Source organism: Halobacterium wangiae, assembly GCF_021249345.1.
In the GTDB taxonomy this organism is placed as follows: domain Archaea; phylum Halobacteriota; class Halobacteria; order Halobacteriales; family Halobacteriaceae; genus Halobacterium; species Halobacterium wangiae.
Genome location: NZ_CP089588.1, coordinates 1,054,727 through 1,076,721, shown reverse-complemented (window position 1 = coordinate 1,076,721; position 21,995 = coordinate 1,054,727). Strand labels below are relative to the sequence as shown.

Genomic DNA, 21,995 nt, shown 5'->3' with positions numbered 1-21,995 from the left:
CGTTGTCGATTTCCTAGATAACGCTTAAGGACGGTCTGGGAGTGTCTCTGGACAGACGCGTTCGCCGGGACCGACCGCTCGTCGGAGCGCACGCCCCGGAGCGCGGACCCACGGACCATGACCCAGAACACGGCCACACGCGCTTCCTCGACCGACTCGCAGACGCCCACCGACCCCGCGTTCTCCGCCGTCGTCTCCGCGGACACGCTCGGCACCACCCTCGACGCCCTCTCGGTCCTCGTCGACGAGTGTGTCGTCCGCACCGAGGACGACGGCATCGCGGTCGACGCGATGGATCCGGCGACCGTCGGCATGGTGTCGCTGTCCCTCGACGCCGACGCCTTCGAGGCGTACGACGCGGCGGATACCGACCTCCGGCTCGGAATCGCCCTCGACCGCCTCCGCGACGTCGTCGGCATCGCCGACAGCGGGCAGGCCGTGCGCCTCGCGTTCGACGCCGAGACCAGGATGCTCCACGTCCGCGTCGGCGAACTCGCCTACACGCTCGCGCTCGTCGACCCCGACGCCATCCGCTCGCCACCGGACCGCGTCGACCTCGCGGACCAGTACACGGCGTCGGCTACGCTCCCCGGCGCGGGGTTCGCTCGCGCCGTCGACGCCGCCGAGATGGTCGCGGACTACCTCGCGCTCGGCGTCGAGGACGACGCGCTCTACGTCCGAGCGGAGGGCGACACCGACTCCATCGAAGTCGAGTTCCCGAGCGAGGACTGCGCGGCGTTCGACGCCGGCCCCGCACACTCGCTGTTCTCGCTGGACTACCTCGCGTCGGTGAACCGCGCCGTCCCCACCGACCGCCCTGTTCGCCTGCGCTTCGGCGAGGAGGCGCCCGTCGAGGCGGCGTTCGACATCGCCGACGGTGACGGCACTGTCACCTTCGTCGTCTCGCCGCGGATGACGGTGAACTGACGAGACGTGTCAACGTTCTCTGGAAAAACGTTAACCCGCAGCCCTGCGAATATGTAAGCAAGCAGTAAACTTAATCGAAACCACAACTCTCTTTGCCGATTCTCCAGTAGCAACTGTTCCCGACTCACCAGCCACGAGTCGGCCGATACCCGCCGACGTACGGTTCGCAGACCGAACAGTCACGACTCCCTCATGACAACAGACGACAACTCCGGCACGCTCGCCATCGACGCACCCGACCGCGCTCCCAACGACGAACCGACGCCCATCCGCGTCACCGGCGCACCACCGAACGCGACCGTCGACTTCGACGCTACACTCACCGCCGAAGACGGCGTCGAGTGGCGCTCTACGGCGACGCTCACCAGCGACGACGACGGCGTCGTCGACCTCGCGACCGACGCCCCCGACGCCGGCACCTGGTCCGGCGCCGAACCGATGGCGTGGCTCTGGTCGATGCGGCCCGACGACGAGGACGTTCGCTTCCCGGCACTCGGCGGCCCCAGCTACACGGTCGACCTCCACGCCGCGACCGAAGACGACAGCGCCACCCGCACCGTCACGCGCGTCCGGTGGAGCGACGACGTCACCGCACGCGACGTCGACCGCGACGGCGTCGCCGGCACGCTCTACTGCCCGCCGGGCGACGGCCCACACCCCGGCGTCGTCGACCTCCACGGCTCCGCCGGCAGGCTGTCCGACGACGGCGCTCGCCGCCTCGCGACCGAGGGGTTCGCCACGCTCGCACTCCACTACGCCGGCGAGCACGACGCGCTCCCCGACGAACTCGCGAACGTCCCACTGTCGTACGTCGACGACGCCGCCGACTGGCTCCGCGACCAGGACGCGGTCGCGGGCGAGCAGTTCGGCGGCGTCGGCGTCTCCCGCGGCGCCGAACTCGCGCTCCTCCTCGGCGCCCGCCGCGACTGGGTCGGCGCCGTCGTCTCCTACTCGGGGAGCGTCCCCTGGGACACCCCGCGCGACGACCCCGCCTGGCTCGACGACGGCGAGGTGGTCCCCCACCTCACCGCCGAGGAGGCGCCGCGCTTCGAGGACCTCGACGAGGAACCGGTCGCCGACGTGACGCCCGCCGTCGAGGAGACCGATGGCCCGGTTCTCCTGCTCTCCGGCGGCGACGACCAGGTGTGGAACTCCCGGCGGCTCTCCGAGGCCGTCGCCGACCGTCTCCGCGAACACGAGTTCCCGCACGACTTCGAGCATCGTACCTACGACGACGTCGGCCACCTGATCGGCACGCCGTACGCGCCGCTCGGCGGGTTCGGCGACGAGACGCGCCAGCGAGCCACCGCCAGAGCGGGCGAAGACGCCTGGCCGGCGGTGCTGGACTGTCTCGAAACGGGACTGCGCGAGTAAGAAGGACCGTCTGCTGTCTCAGACGCTCGGCGGTTCGCCGCCGAACTCCGGTCAACCACCTTTTTACTCGTCGGGTCGCCTGCGGCGACCACTCCTCGCAAAAATCTGGACTAAAAACCCCTCGCCGTCACTGCGTTCCGGCGAGTGAACCGCGGCCTCCGGCCGCAGACTACCCTCAGACGCTCGGTGGTTCGCCGCCGAACTCCTCGATGAGTGCCGGGACGACCTCGAAGAGGTCGCCGACGACGCCGTAGTCAGCGATGTCGAAGATGGGCGCGTTCGGGTCCGTGTTGATGGCGATGATCGTCTCGGCGCCCTTCATCCCGGCGACGTGCTGGACGGCGCCCGAGATGCCGATGGCGAGGTAGACGTCGGGCGTGACGTGCTTGCCGGACTGGCCGACCTGCCGGTTCTTCGGGAGCCACTCGTTGTCCACGATGGGCCGCGAGGAGGAGAGCGTCGCGCCGGTCGCCTCGACCAGCGCCTCGACGAGCGGGAGGTTCTCCTCCTCCTCGATGCCGCGGCCGATGGAGACGAGGAAGTCCGCGTCGCTGATGTCGACGTCGCCGCCGCCGACCTCCTCGAAGCCGCGCACGGTCGAGCCGATGGCGTCCTCGTCGGGTGCGAAGTCGAACGCCGAGATCTCGGCCTCGCCGACGCCCTCCGCGGGCGGCCACTCGCCGCTCCGGATGGACACCACGTAGGGGCCCTCGGTGACGTCGACGGTGGTCTCGACCTTCGAGCCGTACATCTCGCGGGTGACCTCGAGCGTGCCGTCGTAGGCGAGGCCGACCGCATCGGAGGCGTACGGGCGGTCGAGTCGCGTCGCCACGGCGGGCGCGTAGTCGAGGCCGTTGACGCTGTTCGGGACGAGCAGGAACTCCGCGTCGAGGTCCTCCGTGAGCGCGGTGACGGCCTGCGCGTACACGTCGTGGTTGAACTCCTCGCCGTAGTCGACGGTGTGGACGGCGTCGACGCCCTCGCGGTTCAACTCGTCGGCGAACGTCTCGGTCTCGCCGGAGACCACGGCGACGTGGAGCTCCGTGTCGGCGGCGTCGGCGAGTTCGCGGCCCGCGGTCAGCAGTTCGAAGCTCACGTCGCGCAGTTCGCCGCGGCGGTGGTCGGCGACGGCCAGGACGGTCATTCGCCGACCACCCCCTTCTCGCGGAGGACGTCAGCGAGCTTCGCGGCCTGCTCGCCGGCGTCGCCCTCGAGGTACTGGGCGTCGCTCTCGCTCTCGGGTTCGTACATCGCGGTGACGTCGAAGCTGCTCTCGACGGCGCTCGCGTCGAGGCCGAGGTCGTCGAGGCTCTGGGGGTCGATCTCCTTGGACTGGGCCTGCCGGATGCCCCGCAGGCTGGCGTACCGCGGCTCGTTGATACCGGTCTGGATGGTGAGCACGGCCGGGAGCTCGACGTCTGTGAGTTCCTCGACGCCACCCTCCAGTTCGCGGCGGACGGACGCGACGCCCTCCTCGAGCACCTTCTCGGTGTCGAGGGCGTTCACGACCGCCGCCCACTGGAACCCGACCTGTTCGGCGAGCGCGACGCCGGTCGCGCCGAAGCTGTCGTCGTTGGCCTGCACGCCCGACAGCACGACGTCGGGCTCCTCGGCCTCGACGACCGCGCCGAGCAGACGGGCCTTCGTCTCCACGTCGAGCAGTTCCACGTCCGCGATGGCGTCGTCCCAGACGCGGACCGCGCGGTCCGCCCCTTCGCGAGCGCCATCCGGATGGTCTCCTCGGAGCGCTCCGGGCCGATGGTGACCGCGACGACTTCAACGTCGTCGCCGGCCTCGGCCAGCTGTACGCCCTCCTCGACGGCGTAGTCGTCCCACTCGTTGAGGTCGTAGTCGAGGTACGTACTGTCGATCTCGGTGCCGGCGATCTCGAAGTCGTCCTCGACGGTAGCCACCTCCTTGACGGTGACGAGAACCTTCATCACTCCGTGAATCGGTAGGACGGACGTAAACGTTTTCGGAACCGTCGGGGCGACGCGACGGGTTTACTCGTCGTTGACGCCCTCGCCCGGCAGCGAGATGAGGTTCTCCCGGCCGATGCGGAGCTTCTCGATGCGCCCCTCGTCGTCCATCGCTGACAGCAACTGCGAGACCTTCGCCGTCGACCACCGCGTCTCCTCGACGATCTTCGACTGCTTCATCCGGCCACCGTGCTCGCGGAGCAGGCGCTCGACGCGCTCCTCGTCGCTCAGTAGCTCGGGGTCGATGGCGGCGTCCCCGCCGTCGCCGCTCGTGGTACCCGAGCCGGCTGCGCCCGCTGTTGCGCCGGCCGCCGCCTCCTCGCCACTCGCCGGCAGCTCGTCGTCCCCGGTGTCGGACCACGGAGGTTGCCGTCGGACGTACGTCCACGCCACGATACCGCCGAGTAGCACGACGGCCCCTCCGACGCCAAGCAGCACCATCGTCACGCTGTCGAAGGTGAAGCTGTTACCCGACCCCGCGACCGCGAACTCGGCGACCGGCTCACCGTCCTCGAACGCCTGTGGGCCGACCCACTGGTAGGCGCCGCCGACCGTGCTGTGTGCCGGCTGGACGCTCTGTGTGTCGTACCCCTCGGGCGGCCGGATCGTGAGCGTCTGGCCCCCGCGGAGGTCGCCGAACCACGACCCCGCGAACGAGTCCACGACCAGCGTCTCGTTGTCCACCTGGGTGAAGTTCGTCCACGTGAACTGGAGGGTGAGCACGCCCGTGGAGTTGTTCGCGTTGTCGATCTGGGTCGCGGTCCGGTGGTCGTCCCGGATCTCCATCTCGCGACCGACCTGCTCGCTCACCTGTGGCGCGGCCGCCCGGAACACGCCGATAGAGAAGCCGTTGTCCGTCTCGCCGGCCTTGAATCGCTCGGCGACGCGGCCGAACGCCGCCGTGTCGTTCTCGTCGTCCAGCTCGTACCTCGCGGAGACGTTCCAGCGGGCGTCCCCGTTCGGCTGGAGGTGGATCGAGATCTCCGTCCCGTTCGTCACCAGGTCGTCCTGCTGGACCGCCGACTGTCCACCCGTCGCTCCCACCGCACCGGCCACCGGCACGGCGACAACACAGACGAGGGCGACGAGGAGGGCGGCCTGTCGCATACGTCCTTGCGTCCACCCCGCTCGGGCAAAGTCCTTTCCATCCACGTTAATTCAACGCCGCCACGTCCGCATCGTTTTTGACCCGGCGCCACGAACGCCACCCTATGTCCCGCGTCCCCCCGCTACTCGCCGCGCTCCTCCTCGTCGTCGCTGGCGCGGCAGCCACCCTCGCCGCCGGCGGGGCCGTCACGGCCCCCGTCGAACCCGGCGACGACCCGGTCGTCGGCGTCTCCGAGAACACCACTCGGGTGCTACTGTTGACGAACGCCGACGCCGCCCAGTTCCAGTCGCCGAACGCGTCGGTGACCGACTCGCTCGACGCCGGCTACGACGACTTCGACGCGTCGCTCCGGATCGAGACCGTCTCGGAGCGCCTCGACGCGGCCGAGAGCCAGGCCGCCAAGCGCGCTATCCTCGACAACGCCACCACGTGGGCGGCAGAGCGCGTCGCCTCGCTCCGCGAACGCGAGCAGAACGCCCGTGCGGCGTTCGCCGCCGGCGAAAGTAGCGCCCGGGAGTACGTCACGCAGCTGGGCGTGATCCACGCCGAAGCCGAGAGTCTGCGCAACTACCTCGGCCGCCCGACGACCGACGAGACGCTGTACGCGTACGCGATCATCGACGACGCTACCCGGACGCGAATCAGCCACCTCCGCGCACAGCTCGCGACCGTCCAAGGCCCCGTTCGCGACCGCGTCGCCGACGTCGTCACCGGCGACCGGGACAGCCTCCGGGTCCACGTCGCCGTGGGAGACGGCGTGATGCTCTCGACGATCGACGGCCAGTACGTCCGGGAGACCTACCGGCCGGGGAACCTCGACCCCGAGGTCGCGAACAGCGTCCCCGACGTCCGGGGCATCGTCCAGGAGTTCTACCCGTGGGTCTGGAACAACTCCGGCGGACCGTCGACCCGACTCCTCCGGGGCTACGCCTTCGAGTCGAGCGTCGACCACACGCACGGCCGCCTCGTGGCGTACATCGACCCGACGACCGAGCGGGTCTTCGTCGAACGCCAGTGGAAGTCCCTCTCGCAGCACCCGGTCGACGTCGAGGCGACCGCGTCGGCGAACAACACCACGATGCTCGTCTCGCGGACGTACACGGGTGGCCCCGTGCAGGTCAGGGTCGAGAACTCGACCGGTGCGCCCGTCGACGCGACGGTCGCCCTGAACGGAACGGAGGTCGGCTCTACCGGCCCCGACGGCAAGCTGTGGCTGCTTAGCCCCGCCGGCGAGTACGCGGTGGCGGCGACCTTCGAGGACGTCGAACTCGAAGTGAACGTGACGGCGCGACCCGCGCCGTAACGGCTCATCCGGCCGCCACGCCAGACTGACCCCGAGTGGCCCACTGGCTCCCAGTGGCCTCGATGTTCTGCACGCCCGCGAGCGACGCGAGACTTCTTGTACGAGGCCGGGACCACCCCGTCACGTGGCTCGCGGGTACGCTCCGGTCGCCGTCGTCCTCCTGCTCGTCGTCACGGTGGTCGCCGCCGCCGTCGTCGCGCTCGCACTCCCGGAGCTGTCGGCCGAACCACCGCCGAACCGCGGCGTCGTGGCCGAGGCGACCGCCGACGGCCGGGTGTCGCTGACGCTCGTCTCGGGGCCCGAGATAACCGTCGGGAACCTGGACGTGCGCGTCGTCGTCGACGGCGAGCCGCTGGACCACCAGCCGCCGGTGCCGTTCTTCGCGGCTCGCGGGTTCCACGGCGGCCCGACGGGACCGTTCAACGTCGCCGACGACTCGACGTGGCGGGTCGGCGAGTCCACGGCGTTCAGCGTCGCCGCCACGAACGACCCGGCGCTGTCTGCTGGCGCCGACGTCGAGGTGGAACTACGCGTCCGGGGCCGCCCGGTGGCCGGCGCGAGCACTACCGTCGAAGAACAGTCGTAGACGCGGTGCGTCGCTGTACGCTCGTCGGGCTACGCGGCGTCCGCCGTTTCGTCCCGTTCGGAGGCGCGGCTCGCGGTTCCCTCCGGTCACCGCTCGCTCAGTCCGCGCCCTCACGCTGGTCGGGCGCGCGGGCCACTGTCGCGATGGCCCGCGGACTGCCGGGCTTGGCCTGCAGCACCCGGTGTTCGACGTCGACGAAGCCGGCCTCGTCGAACATCCGGTCGGCCTCGTCCTCGTCGTAGAACAGCATGATGGCGTCGGCGATCTTCTGGAACACCGCCGAGTTCGGGTAGTCGGGGCCGACGACGAGCACCTGGCCGCCGGGTTCGACGATGCGCCGGAGTTCTCGGAGGCCGGTGACGGGGTTCGGCCAGTACTCGATGGAGCCCGATGACCAGACCACGTCGAAGCTCCCGTCCTTGAACGGCAGGCGCTCGGCGTCGCCGAAGTGGAACGCCACCGGGTCGTGCTTCCCGAGTTTCTTCCACGCCTGCTGTAACTGGTGGGGGCTCTGGTCGAGACCGTAGACGTGCTCGGTGTGTTCGAGCAGCCCCTCGGTGCCGAAACCGGTGCCACAGCCGACGTCGAGGACGCGGTCGTCGGCGTCGATGTCGAGCATCGCGAGCGCCTCGTCGCGCATCGCCTCGTTCCAGACGAACGGATTGACGCGGTCGTACACCTTCGAGAGGTACTTGTAGAAGGTGCGGGCCCGCGACTTGTTCTCCAGGACTCCCATTGGCCGAGATTTGACTCCGTACCAGCATAATAGCTTGCGTTACGGCCTGGACTTCGCAACTACCATATAGCCCGTAGGCAAACCCTCAACCGGTAGAGCGCATGCCAAGAGCAGAGGTTCTCGAAGACATCAAATCGGCAGAATCGGACGCCGACGACATCGTCGCGGAGGCCGAGGGGGACCGCGAGCAGCGGCTGTCCGAGGCCCGGTCGCGAGCCGATGAAATCCGCAGCGACGCGGAGGCGGAGGCTCGCGAACTGAGAGACGAACGGCTCGAATCGGCACGGGAAGACATCGAGGCCGAACGCGATCGCATCCTCGAGGAGGGCGAAGCCGAGCGCGAGGCGCTGCGGGCGCAGGCCGAGGAGAACGTCTCCGACGCGGTCGAGTTCGCCCTCGAACGGTTCACGGAGGCGGTACATGCTCAGACCTGAGCAGATGAGCAAGGTCTCGGTGGCGGGCTCCCAGCGCGTGCTGGGCGACGTCATCGAGGCCACCCACGACCTCGACCTGGTCCACCTCTCGGACTACGACGGTTCCATCGAGGGGTTCGACGTCGGCGACCCGCTCGCGGGCGCCGACGAAGCGTCGGACAAGCTCGTCACCGTCCGCTCGCTGGAGTCCATCCTGGACGTCTCCCCGGACGACGCGGGACCGACCCGCATCGTCAGCGAGGAGGCCCTCGAGACGGAACTCGAGGAGATCCGCGTCGAGGTGAACGACCTCGACGACCAGCGCACCGCACTGGAGGACGACCTCCGGGCGGTCGAGGAGCGCATCGACGCCGTCGCGCCGTTCGCCGACCTCGGACTCGACCTCGACCTGCTGTCGGGCTACGACAGCCTGCAGGTCGCCGTCGGCCACGGCGACGCCGGGGACATCCGAGCGGAACTGGACGCCGCGGACGCCGTCGAGGCGTACGAGGTGTTCGAGGGGGACGAGACGGTCGGCGTCTTCGTCTACCCGAGCGACGACGACCCGGAGGCGCTCGACGACGCGCTCGTCGGCGTCGACTTCGCCCGACTGGAGATCCCCGACGCGGAGGGACGCCCCGAGGCGTACCTCGACGACCTGCGCGCCGAGCGCCGGGACGTCGAGGCGGACCTCGAAGGCGTCGAGGACGAACTCGACGAGCTCCGGCGGGAGCACGCCGGCTTCCTGCTGGCCGCCGAGGAGAAACTCACCATCGACGTCCAGAAGACCGAGGTGCCACTCCAGTTCGCGACGACGGAGCACGCGTTCGTCGCCGAGGGCTGGATCCCCACCGAGGAGTACTCGACGTTCGAGGACGCGATCCAGACCGCGGTCGGCGAGCACGCCGCCGTGGAGGAACTCGAAGTTGCGGACTACGAACCGGAGGAGCACCACCAGCCCTCGGACGAGGAGGCCGCGCAGGCCGCCGAGGACGGTGACGCTCCGGCTGCCGCCGCGGACGGCGGCACCACCGTCGAGTTCCAGGGTGACGACAGCCCGCCGGTCGTCCAGGACAACCCCGGTCCGGTGCGCCCGTTCGAGGCGCTCACCGAGGTCATCAACCGGCCGAAGTACACCGAGATCGACCCGACGATCGTCCTGTTCCTGACGTTCCCCGCCTTCTACGGCTTCATGATCGGGGACCTCGGGTACGGCATCCTGTACACGGCCATCGGCTACTGGCTGTACGCGGGCTTCGACAGCGACATGATCAACAAGCTCGGTGGCGTGGCGATGCTCGCCGGCATCGCGACGGGCATCTTCGGCGTGCTGTACGGCGAGTTCTTCGGTCTCCACCTCATCACCGAGTACCTGTGGACCGGCGTCGTCGGCCTCGAGGACGCGCCGCTGAAGAAGGGGCTGCACGTCGGCGCCTTCGCGAGCCTGTGGCTGACGCTCAGCCTCGTCGCGGGCGCACTCCACCTGGTCGTCGCCTACGTGTTCGGCATCGTCAACGAGAGCCGTGCACACGGCCTGAAGACGGCCATGACGGAGTCCGGTGCGAAGCTCATGCTGATGGCCGGCGTCACCGTCTGGCTGTTCAGCACGCACGTGCAGGGCGAGGGCGGTCCTCGCCCCGAGTTCCTTTACGAGGTCGCGGAGTTCTCCCCGGAAGTCGGGATCGCCGCCCTCGTCGTGGCGCTCGTCGGCCTCGTGCTCCTCACCATCGGCGAGGGCGCGGTCGGGTTCGTCGAGAGCCCGACGTACGCCCTCGTCCACACGGTGTCGTACACGCGGCTCGCGGCAGTGCTCCTCGCCAAGGCGGCGATGGCGTACGTCGTGAACCTGCTCGTGTTCGGCGCCTACGAGGAGGTGCCCGCTGACGCGGGCGAACAGATCGATTACCTGTTCGGGCTGTGGACCATCGAGGTGCCCGAACACGCGACTCACTTCATGCTGGACGGCGTCTCGCACGGCGAGGTGCTGTTCCCCGGTCTGCTCTGGCAGGGTCCCGCCGGCATCCTCGGCGGCATCATCGTGCTGGTCGCAGGCCACGCTCTCGTACTTGGGCTGGGCGTCACATCGGCCGGCTTACAGTCTCTACGCCTCGAATACGTGGAGTTCTTTAACAAGTTTTATGAGGGCGGTGGCGAGAAGTACAACCCGTTCGGTTACCAGCGAAACTACACCACTGAGGACTAAGTAAAATGTTCGACATATTCGCCCAGATCGGTACGATCCTTGCAGAGGAAGGTACAGCTAACGCTCCAGCTATCCCCGGCGACGCCGCCGCGGCGCTCGCAGTCGGTCTCGCGGCTCTCGGTGCGGGCTACGCAGAGCGCGGTATCGGTAGCGCGGCCGTCGGCGCCATCGCCGAGGACCGCGACCTCTTCGGTACGGGCCTCATCCTGACGGTCCTCCCGGAGACCCTCGTCATTCTCGCGCTCGTCGTCGTGTTCGCAGCGTAACCCCCCCGTTTTCCCCATTCCATGAGTCTGGAAACAGTAGTTGAGGACATCCGAGACGAAGCCCGCGAGCGCGCGAAGGAGATTCGCGCAGACGCCGAAGAGCGCGCCGACGACCTCGTCGCGGAGGCCGAAGCGGACGCGGAGGCCACCCTCGAGGCGGCCGAAGCGGAGGCCGACCGCGAGATCGAGCGCGAGCGCGAGCAGCAGCTCTCCAGTGCGAAACTGGAGGCCAAGCAGATGCGTCTGGAAGCGCGCCGCGACGCCCTCGAAACGGTCCGCGAGACCGTCCGCGAACGGATCGCGGACATCGACGGCGACGAGCGCGAGGAGCTCACCCGCGAGCTGCTCGACGCCGCCGCCGTGGAGTTCGACGAGGGCGTCGACGTCCGCGTGTACGGTCGCGCCGACGACGAGGCGCTCATCTCGGAGATCCTCGACGACTACGACGGCTACGAGTACGCCGGCGAGCGCGACTGTCTCGGCGGCGTCGTGGTAGAGAGCGAGGCGTCACGGGTCCGAGTGAACAACACGTTCGACTCGGTGCTCGAGGACGTCTGGGAGAACAACCTGAAGGAGATCAGCGCCCAACTGTTCGACGAGGACCAATGAGCGCGTCCGGCACGGCAAACTACGAGTACGTGGTCGCCCGCGTCCGTCACCGCCGCGCCAGCCTCTTCAGCGACGACGACTACCGGAAGCTCCTCCGCATGGGGACGGGCGAGATCGCCCGCTTCATGGAGGAGTCGGTGTACGAGGACGCGGTGAACGCGCTCGGGTCGCGCCACAGCGGCGTCGACCTGATCGAGTACGCGCTGAACGAGACGCTCGCACGGACGTTCGACGACCTGCTGCGCTGGAGCGAGGGTCGCCTGTACGAGCAGGTCGCCCGCTACCTCCGGAAGTTCGACGCGTGGAACGTCAAGACGGTGCTCCGCGGCCGGTACTCCGACGCGACCAACGAGGAGATCAGCACGGACCTCATCGACGCCGGCGAGTTCGACGAGGCGTTCCTCGACCGACTGGTCGCCGCCGAGAACATCGAAGCGGTCGTCGACCTGCTCGACGGGACGATGTTCGGGCCGTACCTCGAACCCGCGTTCGCCGACTACGAGGCCACCGGAACACTCGTCCCGCTGGAGAACGCAGTGGACCGTGCGTACTACGAGAACCTCGTTCCCCAGACGGTGGGCGACAGCGACAGCCCGCAGGCGCTGTACGCGGAGTTCCTGCACGCCGAGATCGACTTCCGGAACGCCCGGAACGCGCTCCGACTCGCCCGCTCGGGCGCCGACGTCGACGTCGGCGAGTACTTCATCGAGGGCGGGACGCTGTTCTCGCGCTCGGAGATGAACCAGCTCGTCGGCAACCGTTCGGAGCTCGTCACCCGCATCCGCGAGAGCCGCTACGGCGACGAGCTGTCGGGAGCGCTGGACGAACTGGAGACCGCAGAGAGCCTCATCGGGTTCGAGCACGCCCTCGACCGGGCGCTGCTGGAGTACTCCGACCACCTCTCGTACGTCTACCCGCTGTCGGTCTGTCCGGTGCTCGCGTACGTGCTCGCGAAGGAACGTGAAGTAGACAACATCCGCGCCATCGCTCGCGGCCGGGAAGCCGGCCTGAGCGAGGACGAAATTCAGGAGGAACTCGTCATCCTATGAGCCAGGAGATAGCCGTCATCGGGAGCCCGGAGTTCACCACCGGGTTCCGACTGGCGGGCGTTCGGAAGTTCGAGAACGTCCCCCAGGACGACAAGGACGAGAGCCTCGACGACGCAGTCGAGTCGGTCCTCGGCGACGAGGACGTGGGCATCGCCGTGATGCACGACGAGGACCTCGACTTCCTCTCGCGGCAGGTCCGCGAGAGCGTCGAGACGAGCGTCGAACCGACGTTCGTGACGATCGGCGGCGGCGCCGCCGGCGGCAGTGGACTGCGCGACCAGATCAAGCGCGCCATCGGGATCGACCTGATGGCGGACGAGGAAGGTGAGAGTGAGAACGAATGAGCCAAGCAGAAGTAATCACTGACTCCGGCGAGATCGAGAGCGTGAGTGGTCCGGTCGTGACCGCCACGGGCCTCGACGCCCAGATGAACGACGTCGTCTACGTGGGCGACGAGGGTCTGATGGGCGAGGTCATCGAAATCGAAGACGACATCACAACCATCCAGGTGTACGAGGAGACCTCGGGCGTCAGCCCGGGCGGCCCCGTGGACAACACGGGCGAACCCCTCACCGTAGACCTCGGACCGGGGATGCTGGACTCCATCTACGACGGCGTCCAGCGCCCCCTCGACGTCCTCGAGGAGGAGATGGGTGCGTTCCTCGACCGCGGTGTCGACGCACCCGGCATCGACCTCGAGAAGGAGTGGGCGTTCGAGCCCACCGTCGAGGTCGGCGACGAGGTCGAAGCCGGCGACGTGCTCGGCACCGTCGACGAGACGATCAGCATCGAGCACAAGGTGCTCGTGCCGCCCCGCAGCGACGGCGGCGAGGTCACCGAGATCGAGGCCGGCTCGTTCACCGTCGAGGAGCCGGTCGCGGTGCTGGACTCCGGCGAGGAGATCTCGATGCACCAGGAGTGGCCGGTCCGCCGCGCGCGACCGACCGCAGACAAGCACACGCCGAAGACGCCGCTGGTGACGGGCCAGCGAATCCAGGACGGCCTCTTCCCGCTCGCGAAGGGCGGGACGGCCGCGATTCCGGGGCCGTTCGGCTCCGGGAAGACCGTCACCCAGCAGCAGCTGGCGAAGTGGTCCGACGCGGACATCGTCGTCTACATCGGCTGCGGTGAGCGCGGCAACGAGATGACGGAGGTCATCGAGGACTTTCCGGAACTGGAGGACCCCCAGACCGGGAACCCGCTGATGGCCCGCACCTGCCTCATCGCGAACACGTCGAACATGCCGGTGGCAGCCCGCGAGTCCTGCATCTACACGGGCATCACCATCGCGGAGTACTACCGCGACATGGGCTACGACGTGGCGCTGATGGCCGACTCCACCTCGCGGTGGGCCGAGGCGATGCGCGAGATCTCCTCCCGACTGGAGGAGATGCCGGGCGAGGAGGGGTACCCCGCGTACCTCGCCGCCCGCCTCGCGCAGTTCTACGAGCGCGCCGGCCTCTACACCACCCTCAACGACGAGGAGGGGTCGGTGTCGGTCGTCGGTGCGGTCAGCCCGCCGGGCGGCGACTTCTCCGAGCCGGTCACCCAGAACACGCTGCGCATCGTGAAGACGTTCTGGGCGCTGGACGCGGACCTCGCCGAGCGGCGTCACTTCCCCGCCATCAACTGGACCGAGTCGTACTCGCTGTACAAGGACCAGCTCGACGACTGGTGGCGCGAGAACGTCTCCGAGGACTTCCCGGAGGTCCGGCAGTGGGCCGTCGACGTCCTCGACGAGGAGACCGAACTCCAGGAGATCGTCCAGCTCGTCGGCAAGGACGCGCTGCCGGACGACCAGCAGCTCACCCTGGAGGTCGCTCGCTACCTCCGCGAGGCGTGGCTCCAGCAGAACGCGCTCCACGACGTGGACACGAACTGCGAGCCCGCCAAGACGTACAAGATGCTCACGGCCATCCAGACGTTCAGCGAGGAGGCCTTCGACGCGCTCGACGCCGGCGTCCCACCGGAGGAGATCCAGGACGTCGACGCGGCGCCGAAGCTCAACCGCATGGGCGTCCAGGAGGACTGGGAGACGTACATCGAGGACCTCAAGGCAGAGCTCACCGAGCAACTGCGTGACAAGTACTAATGAAAGAGTACCAGACAATCACCGAGATCAGTGGCCCGCTGGTGTTCGTCGACGTCGACGAGCCAGTCGCCTACGACGAGATCGTCGAGATCGAGGCACCTAACGGCGAAGTGAAGCGCGGCCAGGTGCTCGAGTCCAGCGACGAGTTCGTCGCCATCCAGGTCTTCGAGGGCACCGAAGGTATCGGCCAGGACGCGTCCGTCCGGTTCCTGGGCGAGACGCTGAAGATGCCCGTGACCGAGGACCTCCTCGGTCGCGTCCTCGACGGGTCCGGCGACCCCATCGACGGCGGTCCGGACATCGTCCCCGAGGAGCGCCAGGACATCGTCGGCGAGGCGATCAACCCCCACGCCCGCGAGTACCCCGAGGAGTTCATCCAGACGGGCGTCTCCGCGGTCGACGGGATGAACACGCTCGTGCGCGGCCAGAAGCTGCCGATCTTCTCGGCGTCCGGCCTGCCGCACAACGACCTCGCACTCCAGATCGCTCGCCAGGCCTCCGTGCCGGAGGAGGAGGAGGGCGGCGACGAGGAGGGCAGCGAGTTCGCAGTGGTGTTCGGCGCGATGGGTATCACCGCCGAGGAGGCCAACGAGTTCATGGACGACTTCGAGCGCACCGGCGCACTCGAGCGCTCCGTCGTTTTCATGAACCTCGCGGACGACCCGGCCGTCGAGCGGACCATCACGCCGCGGCTGGCGCTGACGACCGCCGAGTACCTCGCCTTCGAGAAGGGCTACCACGTGCTCGTCATCCTCACGGACATGACGAACTACTGTGAGGCGCTCCGCGAGATCGGCGCGGCCCGCGAAGAGGTGCCGGGTCGGCGTGGCTACCCCGGCTACATGTACACGGACCTGGCGCAGCTGTACGAGCGCGCCGGCCGCATCAAGGGCCGGGACGGCTCCGTCACCCAGATCCCCATCCTCACGATGCCGGGTGACGACGACACGCACCCGATCCCGGACCTCACCGGCTACATCACCGAGGGCCAGATTATGATGAACCGCGACCTGAACAGCCAGGGCGTGACGCCGCCGGTCAACGTCCTGCCGAGTCTGTCGCGGCTGATGGACGACGGGATCGGCGAGGGCCTCACCCGCGAGGACCACGGCGACGTCTCCGACCAGCTGTACGCGGCGTACGCGGAAGGTGAGGACCTCCGCGACCTCGTGAACATCGTCGGTCGCGAGGCGCTCTCCGAGCGCGACAACCTCTACCTCGACTTCGCGGACAGCTTCGAGGACGAGTTCGTCGACCAGGGCTACGACACGGACCGCTCCGTCGAGGAGACCCTCGACATCGGCTGGGATCTCCTCTCCATCTTCCCGAAGGAGGAGCTCAACCGCATCGACGAGGAGCTCATCGAGGAGTACTACGTCGAGGACGCGCAGGCAGAGGAAGCCGCGGCCGCGGACTAACTCGGACACGATTTTCTTCGTTTTTTCTCTGGTAGCCAGCGACGCGTTCGCCGCGAGTCCGCGTCCTCGCGGTGGTTCGCGCGGGTGCGACTGAAAACGTTTACCTCCCTGCGAGAACTAGCCCCGGACAAGAGACCGCATGGCTCAGGACATCAAGCCGACCCGCAAGAACCTGATGGAGATCGAGGACCGCATCGAACTCTCCGAGCGGGGCCACGACACGCTCGAACAGAAGCGTGACGGCCTCATCATGGAGTTCATGGACATCCTCGACCAGGCCCAGGACGTCCGCGAGGACCTGGAGGGGAACTACGAGACCGCACAGAAGAAGATCAACATGGCGCGCGCGATGGAGGGCGACATCACGGTCCGGGGCGCCGCGGCGGCCCTCGAGGAGCACCCCGAGATCACCGTCGAGTCCCGGAACATCATGGGCGTCGTCGTCCCCCAGATCGAGTCCTCGAAGGTGAAGAAGAGCCTCGACGAGCGCGGCTACGGCATCCTCGGGACGAGCGCCCGCATCGACGAGGCCGCCGAGGCCTACGAGGAACTCCTCGAGTCCATCGTGCTCGCGGCGGAGGTCGAGACCGCGATGAAGAAGATGCTCACGGAGATCGAGACGACCAAGCGCCGCGTCAACGCCCTGGAGTTCAAGCTCCTCCCGGACCTCTACGACGGCCAGGAGTACATCGAGCAGAAACTCGAGGAGCAGGAGCGCGAGGAGATCTTCCGCATGAAGAAGGTGAAGGCGAAGAAAGAGGAGAGCGAGAAGGAAGAGGAGCGCCTCGAACTGGAAGCAGCCGCTGCCGAGGCCGAGCTACCCTCGGACGACTAGTCCGGGTCGGCTAAACCGCCGCGCGTCCCACGTCGAGCCATGACCTGTCCGAACTGCGGCGGCGACGAACTCGTTTTCCCCGTTCCCGAGACGGTCCACGAGCACCTGCCGGACGACCGCGTCGGGGCGACGATCTGTACGCACTGCCTGCGCGTCTCGCCGGCCGACGAGGCCCCCGAGGACTACCCCGACTTCACGACCGTGAGCGACGCGTTCCCGACCGACGGCGAGACGAGCGCGGTCCTCGCCGTGCTGCTCGCGCTCCTCGACCGCCTCGTCCTCCACCGGGAGGACGCCGACAGGGTGGCCGCCGTCGCCGAGGGCCGGGGCGTGGACGTCCTGCTGTTCCTCGACAGACTCGCGGCCGACGGGTCTATCGACCCGGAACTGGACGTCGGGCGGCGCCGGGAGCAACTCGAACAGCTCATCTGAGCCCGGCGCCCGCAGTTAACAGGCTGGCCTCCAAAGGACCGGTATGAACACGGAGTGGGCGGACGCCGACCGGCTGGCCGACCTCCGCGAGGACCTCGTCGTCACGGGCGACCGCGCCCGCATCCCGGTCGAGGCGCCGTACACGGGCGAGCCGCTGGGCGAGATTCCCGCCGGAACCGAGACGGACGTCGAGGCCGCCGTCGCACAGGTCCGGGAGACCCAGGACGCGTGGGCCGAGCGCCCCGTGGGCGAGCGCGTCGCCGTCCTCGACCGGTACGCCGACCGCGTGCTCGACGCGCAGGACGACCTGCTGGACCTCGCGCAGGTGGAGACGGGGAAGGCTCGCCGTGACGCCTTCGAGGAGGTGCTGGACGTGGCGACGACGGCGAGTCACTACGCCGACGTCGCGCCCGGACTCGTGGCGAGCGAGCGGCGCCGCGGCGCACTCCCGGGCCTCACGAAGACCACGGTCCACCGCCAGCCGGTGGGCGTGGTCGGCGCGATCTCGCCGTGGAACTACCCGGTGACACTGGCCGTCTCCGACGCGCTCCCCGCCCTCGCGGCGGGCAACGGCGTCGTCCTCAAACCCGCACAGCAGACCACGCACGTCGCACTGCTCGCCCGGCGGCTCCTCGTCGAGGCCGGCCTGCCGCCGGCGTTGTTCGCCGTCGTCCCAGGGGCGGGCGAGCGCGTCGGCGCGGCGCTCGTCGACCACACGGACTACGTCTGCTTCACGGGGTCGACGGCCACGGGCCGCGAGGTCGCCGCGCGCGCCGGCCGTAACCTCGTCGACTGCTCGATGGAACTCGGCGGGAAGAACCCGCTGCTCGTCCTCGACGACGCCGACCCCGAGCGAGCCGCCAGCGGCGCGGTCCGCGCCTGCTTCGCGAACGCGGGACAGCTCTGCATCAGCACCGAACGGCTGTACGTCGACGACGCCGTCTACGACGAGTTCCGGGACGCGTTCGTCGGCGCGACCCGGTCCCTCCGCCTGGGCACCGGCTTCGACTACGGGCCGGAGGTCGGCTCGCTCCAGAACGCCGACCAACTGGCGAAGACCACGCGGCACGTCGAGGACGCCGTCGAGCATGGGGCGTCGGTGCTGACCGGTGGCCGCGAGCGCCAGGACCTCGGCCCGTACGTCTACGAACCGACGGTCCTGGAGGGTGTCACCCCGGAGATGGTGGCGTACGCCGAGGAGACGTTCGGTCCGGTGGTGAGCCTCTACCGCGTCGACGGTGACGACGAGGCGGTCGCACGCGCGAACGACTCGCCGTACGGCCTGAACGCCTCCGTCTGGACGGCCGACCGGGCACGGGGCGAGCGCGTCGCCCGGCGCGTCGACTGCGGCACCGTCAACGTCAACGAGGGGTACGCCGCCGCGTGGGCGTCGACGGACGCGCCGATGGGCGGGATGGGCGACTCGGGACTCGGCCGGCGGCACGGCGACGAGGGCCTCCTGAAGTACACCGAATCGCAGACCGTCGCCGTCCAGCGCGGCGTCCGGGTCGACCCCGGGCCGCTCCCGACGGAACTGTGGACCCGTCTGATGACCGCGGGGACGCGAGTCCTCTCCCGACTCCCGGGGTGGCTGCGGTGAGCGTCTTCCTCACCGGCTTCCCGGGGTTCCTCGGGTCCGCGCTCGTCGACCGACTGCTCGACCGGACGGACACGGTGCACTGTCTCGTCCAGCCGACGTACCGGGACGCCGCGGCGGCCCGGGCTCGGGAACTGGCGGGCGCGGAGTGGGAGAACCACGTCGTCCTCCACGAGGGCGACGTCACGGACCCGGACCTCGGGCTCGGTGCAGACAGCCGGGACGCCCTCCAGCGGGACGTCGAGGAGCTGTTCCACCTCGCCGCCGTCTACGACCTCGCGGTGACCAGGGCGGTCGGCGAGGCGGTCAACGTCGACGGCACGAGACACGTCCTCGACTTCGCCGCGGACTGCGACCTGCGACGGTTCCAGTACGTCAGCACCTGCTACGTCAGCGGGCGCCACGACGGCGTGTTCGGCGAGGCCGACCTCGACGTCGGACAGTCGTTCAACAACCACTACGAGGCGACGAAGTTCGAAGCGGAGGTGCTCGTCCAGGACCGGATGGCCGAGGGACTGCCGGCGTCGGTCTACCGGCCCGCCATCACGGTCGGCGACAGCGAGACCGGCGAGACCCAGAAGTACGACGGTCCGTACTTCGTCCTCCAGTGGCTCCGCCGGTGTCCCGGCGTCGCCCCGCTCCCCGTCTTCCCCGGTGCGCGCTCGACGGAACTCAACGTCGTCCCCCGGAACTTCGTCGTGGACGCCGTCGACTACCTCGCCGAGCACGGCGACGCCGGCGCGGTCTACCAGCTCTGCGACCCGAACCCGTCGACGATACCGGAACTCACGCGCCTGCTCGCGGACGCGACCGGCACCCACGTCCTCCCGGTTCCGTCGACGCCCGCTCTCGCGAAGCGCCTGCTCGGCACCGAGTTCGGCCGGTCGCTGACCGGCATCCCGCCGGCGACGCTGGACTACTTCACGCACCCCACACGGTACGTGAACCCGAACGCCCGTCGTGCACTCGCCGGCAGCGGCGTCGCCTGTCCCGCCTTCGAGAGCTACGTCGACCGTCTCGTCGAGTACGTCCGCGACCACCCCAGCGTCTCCAGCGACGCGATGACGTAGCCAGCGGTGAGACTTATTCTGCTCTGGCCGTAACCCTCTCTGTGGACTCCCCACACGAGATTCTCGGCGTCGACCCCGGTGCGGACGACGACGAGATCCGGGAAGCCTACCGCCGCCGCGTCATCGAGACCCACCCCGACCAGGGTGGCTCCGTCGAGGCGTTCAAGCTGGTCCGTGCGGCCTACGAGGCCATCGAGAGCGACGAGGCCCTCGAACCCCGCGACGTCGACACCGCCGACGGCGTCGACGACCAGCCGGTGTCCGCGGAGACGACCGTCGAGTACCTGAGCCACGCGGTCCTCGACGACCACGGCTGGGCGCTCGACGACGCGGACCTCTTCGAGAAGGCAGCCGACGCCGACCTCGGGCCGGTCGACCACGGCACGTTCGTCGTCGAACCCGGCGAGTCCCTCCTCGAGGCCGCGGAGAGCCGCGGGTGGGCATGGCCGTACGCCTGCCGCGGTGGCGCGTGCGCGAACTGCGCGGTCGCCGTCGCCGAGGGCGACCTCTCCCAGCCCGTCGACCACGTCCTCTCGACGGACCTCCTCGACCGCGGGTTCCGGCTCTCCTGCAACGGCATCCCCGTAACGGACGAACTCAAAGTCGTCTACGACGTCAAACACCTCCCGGGTCTCGACGAACTACGGCTCCCGCCGTATCCCTTCGAACTGGCGCACGCAGACGACTAAGTAAGGAGGTCGACAGCAGCATCCGCGAGCGCTGGAAAAAGTGCTTTTACACGCCCGTGCCGTACCGCAGCAGCCCCGCGAACCCGCCGAAGGCGGTGAGGAGCTGTTCGCCCTTCTCGAAGTCCGTGGAGATGAAGTGGGTGTCCGTGCCGCGCTGTTCGGCGATGTTCATGAGGTGGTCGATGGCGTCCTCGCGTTCGAGGACCTCGGCGTCCTGGCCGCACTCCGAGCACTCGTGTTCGGGGGTGTCGGCGCGCTGGTTGATGAGTTCGCGCTCGTCGTGGTCGTTCGGACACTCGTAGGTGACGACGTCCTTGCGGAGGTCCTCGGAGATGAGCAGGCGGTCGACGGAGCCCATGATGAGGTTCTGGCGGGTCTGGTCGAAGCCGTAGGTGGCGAGGTCGCCGCCGTTGAGCTCCTTGAAGAACTCCTCCATGTCCGCCTTGTCGTCCATCAGGTCGGCTTCCGCGAGCGTCTCCTGTGCGGAGTCGACGAGTTCCTTCAGGCCGGACTCGTCGGTGTAGGAGACGTCGAACTTCCCGAGGACGAGGTCCTGGAGTTCGTGGTGGAGGTAGTCGCCGTCGAGGAACTCGTCCTTCGTCGGTGAGGGGCCGCCGACGAGGATGCCGTCGAGTTCGTGGCGCTTCGGGACGAAGAGGTCGTCGGCCATCTCCGCGATCTCCTGGTAGAAGTTGTCGATGGCCTCGAGGCGGAGACGGGCGAACCGCTGTGCAGACTGGCCCCCCTTCCGCTGCTTGCCGGGGACGAGGCTGCTCGCTGACTTGACGGCCTCAATGCGCTTGCCCTTCAGCCAGCCGACGTTGGCCTCCCGGCGGTCGAGGACGACGAGGCCGTACAGGCCCTTGTCCCCGAGCATCTCCTGGAGCGGTTCGGTGAGGAACTCGCTGTCGCAGTGGTAGCGGAACGACTCGATGGGCTGGGGCGGGGACTCCAGCACCTCGGTGACCATGTCGGTGCGGCCGCCGCCGGAGTCGACGGCGCCGGAGAAGATGACCATCCCGTTGTCCGGCGGGAACGTGTCGTAGTAGCGGAGGCGGTCCTTGATGGAGGTGAGTGCGTCCTGGACGTTCGTCCGGGTCTGCTTCGACTTGATGTTCGACGCCTCGGAGTGCTCCTGCGTGACGTGGGCGACGACGTCCGAGACCTGCTTGTCCGGGGGGATGTAGATGGTGACGAGTTGCGTGCCGCTCCCGGAGTAGTCCTTGAGCTCCTCGATCACCTTCTGGAACTCGTACTTCCGACGGTCCTCGGACGGTACGCCCTCCTGCTCGCTCATTGCTCGGAAGTA

General features: G+C 68.7%; 21 protein-coding genes and 1 pseudogene. 17 read left to right on the top strand and 5 right to left on the bottom strand.

Annotated features, from left to right (window positions below; translation table 11 throughout):
• The first annotated feature begins 117 nt into the window (after positions 1-117).
• Together LT965_RS05900 and LT965_RS05895 are read left to right on the top strand one after the other, a co-directional pair.
• A complete protein-coding gene (locus LT965_RS05900) occupies positions 118-927 on the top strand; it encodes a DNA polymerase sliding clamp (protein WP_232703091.1) in 810 nt (269 codons plus the stop codon).
• A gap of 192 nt (positions 928-1,119) precedes the next feature.
• Positions 1,120-2,301, top strand: a complete 1,182-nt coding sequence (locus LT965_RS05895; protein ID WP_232703090.1) for an acyl-CoA thioesterase/bile acid-CoA:amino acid N-acyltransferase family protein — start codon at positions 1,120-1,122, stop codon at positions 2,299-2,301.
• A gap of 175 nt (positions 2,302-2,476) precedes the next feature.
• Here the strand turns inward: LT965_RS05895 and LT965_RS05890 are convergent, their stop codons facing one another.
• The 3 genes and pseudogenes from LT965_RS05890 to LT965_RS05880 form a co-directional block, all read right to left on the bottom strand.
• Positions 2,477-3,445: an electron transfer flavoprotein subunit alpha/FixB family protein gene (locus LT965_RS05890; RefSeq protein WP_232703089.1), complete on the bottom strand. Its 969-nt coding sequence runs from the start codon at positions 3,443-3,445 to the stop codon at positions 2,477-2,479.
• A pseudogene (locus LT965_RS05885) lies at positions 3,442-4,241 on the bottom strand (electron transfer flavoprotein subunit beta/FixA family protein). The gene LT965_RS05890 and the pseudogene LT965_RS05885 overlap by 4 nt, the downstream one beginning before the upstream one ends.
• Before the next feature lie 63 nt (positions 4,242-4,304).
• Positions 4,305-5,387 (bottom strand): DUF7345 domain-containing protein, encoded by a 1,083-nt coding sequence (locus LT965_RS05880; RefSeq protein ID WP_232703088.1) that lies wholly within the window; start codon positions 5,385-5,387, stop codon positions 4,305-4,307.
• 104 nt (positions 5,388-5,491) lie between these two features.
• Between LT965_RS05880 and LT965_RS05875 the strand changes: the two genes are divergently transcribed.
• Both LT965_RS05875 and LT965_RS05870 read left to right on the top strand, forming a co-directional pair.
• Positions 5,492-6,691 carry a DUF7096 domain-containing protein gene (locus LT965_RS05875; protein WP_232703087.1) on the top strand — a complete coding sequence of 400 codons (1,200 nt, stop codon included), beginning with the start codon at positions 5,492-5,494 and terminating at the stop codon, positions 6,689-6,691.
• A gap of 124 nt (positions 6,692-6,815) precedes the next feature.
• Complete coding sequence (locus tag LT965_RS05870) at positions 6,816-7,277, top strand: type IV pilin domain-containing protein (RefSeq protein WP_232703086.1); 462 nt, start codon at positions 6,816-6,818, stop codon at positions 7,275-7,277.
• Between the two features lie 97 nt (positions 7,278-7,374).
• On the opposite strand, the gene LT965_RS05865 is transcribed toward LT965_RS05870, so the two are convergent.
• Complete coding sequence (locus LT965_RS05865) at positions 7,375-8,013, bottom strand: methyltransferase domain-containing protein (RefSeq protein ID WP_232703085.1); 639 nt, start codon at positions 8,011-8,013, stop codon at positions 7,375-7,377.
• Positions 8,014-8,114: 101 nt separating this feature from the next.
• Between LT965_RS05865 and ahaH the strand changes: the two genes are divergently transcribed.
• The 13 genes from ahaH (at position 8,115) to fer (ending at position 20,686) form a co-directional block, all read left to right on the top strand.
• Positions 8,115-8,447, top strand: coding sequence for an ATP synthase archaeal subunit H (gene ahaH / locus LT965_RS05860; protein WP_232703084.1), 333 nt, complete (start codon positions 8,115-8,117; stop codon positions 8,445-8,447).
• Complete coding sequence (locus LT965_RS05855) at positions 8,434-10,629, top strand: V-type ATP synthase subunit I (protein WP_232703083.1); 2,196 nt, start codon at positions 8,434-8,436, stop codon at positions 10,627-10,629. Before ahaH ends, LT965_RS05855 begins: the two co-directional genes overlap by 14 nt.
• A gap of 5 nt (positions 10,630-10,634) precedes the next feature.
• Positions 10,635-10,895, top strand: coding sequence for a F0F1 ATP synthase subunit C (locus tag LT965_RS05850; RefSeq protein ID WP_232703082.1), 261 nt, complete (start codon positions 10,635-10,637; stop codon positions 10,893-10,895).
• Positions 10,896-10,916: 21 nt separating this feature from the next.
• The gene (locus tag LT965_RS05845) at positions 10,917-11,504 is read left to right on the top strand and encodes a V-type ATP synthase subunit E (protein ID WP_232703081.1); all 588 of its coding nucleotides are present in this window, start codon (positions 10,917-10,919) and stop codon (positions 11,502-11,504) included.
• Positions 11,501-12,553 (top strand): V-type ATP synthase subunit C, encoded by a 1,053-nt coding sequence (locus LT965_RS05840; RefSeq protein WP_232703080.1) that lies wholly within the window; start codon positions 11,501-11,503, stop codon positions 12,551-12,553. The genes LT965_RS05845 and LT965_RS05840 overlap by 4 nt, the downstream gene beginning before the upstream one ends.
• Positions 12,550-12,897, top strand: coding sequence for a V-type ATP synthase subunit F (locus LT965_RS05835; protein ID WP_232703079.1), 348 nt, complete (start codon positions 12,550-12,552; stop codon positions 12,895-12,897). The genes LT965_RS05840 and LT965_RS05835 overlap by 4 nt, the downstream gene beginning before the upstream one ends.
• Positions 12,894-14,645 carry an ATP synthase subunit A gene (locus LT965_RS05830; RefSeq protein ID WP_232703078.1) on the top strand — a complete coding sequence of 584 codons (1,752 nt, stop codon included), beginning with the start codon at positions 12,894-12,896 and terminating at the stop codon, positions 14,643-14,645. The genes LT965_RS05835 and LT965_RS05830 overlap by 4 nt, the downstream gene beginning before the upstream one ends.
• Positions 14,645-16,063: an ATP synthase subunit B gene (locus tag LT965_RS05825; protein ID WP_232703077.1), complete on the top strand. Its 1,419-nt coding sequence runs from the start codon at positions 14,645-14,647 to the stop codon at positions 16,061-16,063. Before LT965_RS05830 ends, LT965_RS05825 begins: the two co-directional genes overlap by 1 nt.
• A gap of 139 nt (positions 16,064-16,202) precedes the next feature.
• Entirely contained in the window at positions 16,203-16,898 is a 696-nt protein-coding gene (locus tag LT965_RS05820; RefSeq protein ID WP_232703076.1) for a V-type ATP synthase subunit D, read from the top strand.
• Between the two features lie 39 nt (positions 16,899-16,937).
• Complete coding sequence (locus LT965_RS05815) at positions 16,938-17,330, top strand: DUF6276 family protein (protein ID WP_232703075.1); 393 nt, start codon at positions 16,938-16,940, stop codon at positions 17,328-17,330.
• A 43-nt stretch (positions 17,331-17,373) separates the two neighbouring features.
• Complete coding sequence (locus tag LT965_RS05810) at positions 17,374-18,930, top strand: succinic semialdehyde dehydrogenase (protein WP_232703074.1); 1,557 nt, start codon at positions 17,374-17,376, stop codon at positions 18,928-18,930.
• On the top strand, positions 18,927-19,997 hold the full coding sequence (locus tag LT965_RS05805) for an SDR family oxidoreductase (RefSeq protein ID WP_232703073.1): 1,071 nt from the start codon (positions 18,927-18,929) through the stop codon (positions 19,995-19,997). Before LT965_RS05810 ends, LT965_RS05805 begins: the two co-directional genes overlap by 4 nt.
• Before the next feature lie 41 nt (positions 19,998-20,038).
• The gene (gene fer, locus LT965_RS05800; protein ID WP_232703072.1) at positions 20,039-20,686 is read left to right on the top strand and encodes a ferredoxin Fer; all 648 of its coding nucleotides are present in this window, start codon (positions 20,039-20,041) and stop codon (positions 20,684-20,686) included.
• Positions 20,687-20,732: 46 nt separating this feature from the next.
• Here fer and prf1 read toward each other — a convergent pair whose 3' ends face one another.
• Positions 20,733-21,983, bottom strand: coding sequence for a peptide chain release factor aRF-1 (prf1, locus tag LT965_RS05795; RefSeq protein WP_232703071.1), 1,251 nt, complete (start codon positions 21,981-21,983; stop codon positions 20,733-20,735).
• Between the last annotated feature and the right edge of the window lie 12 nt (positions 21,984-21,995).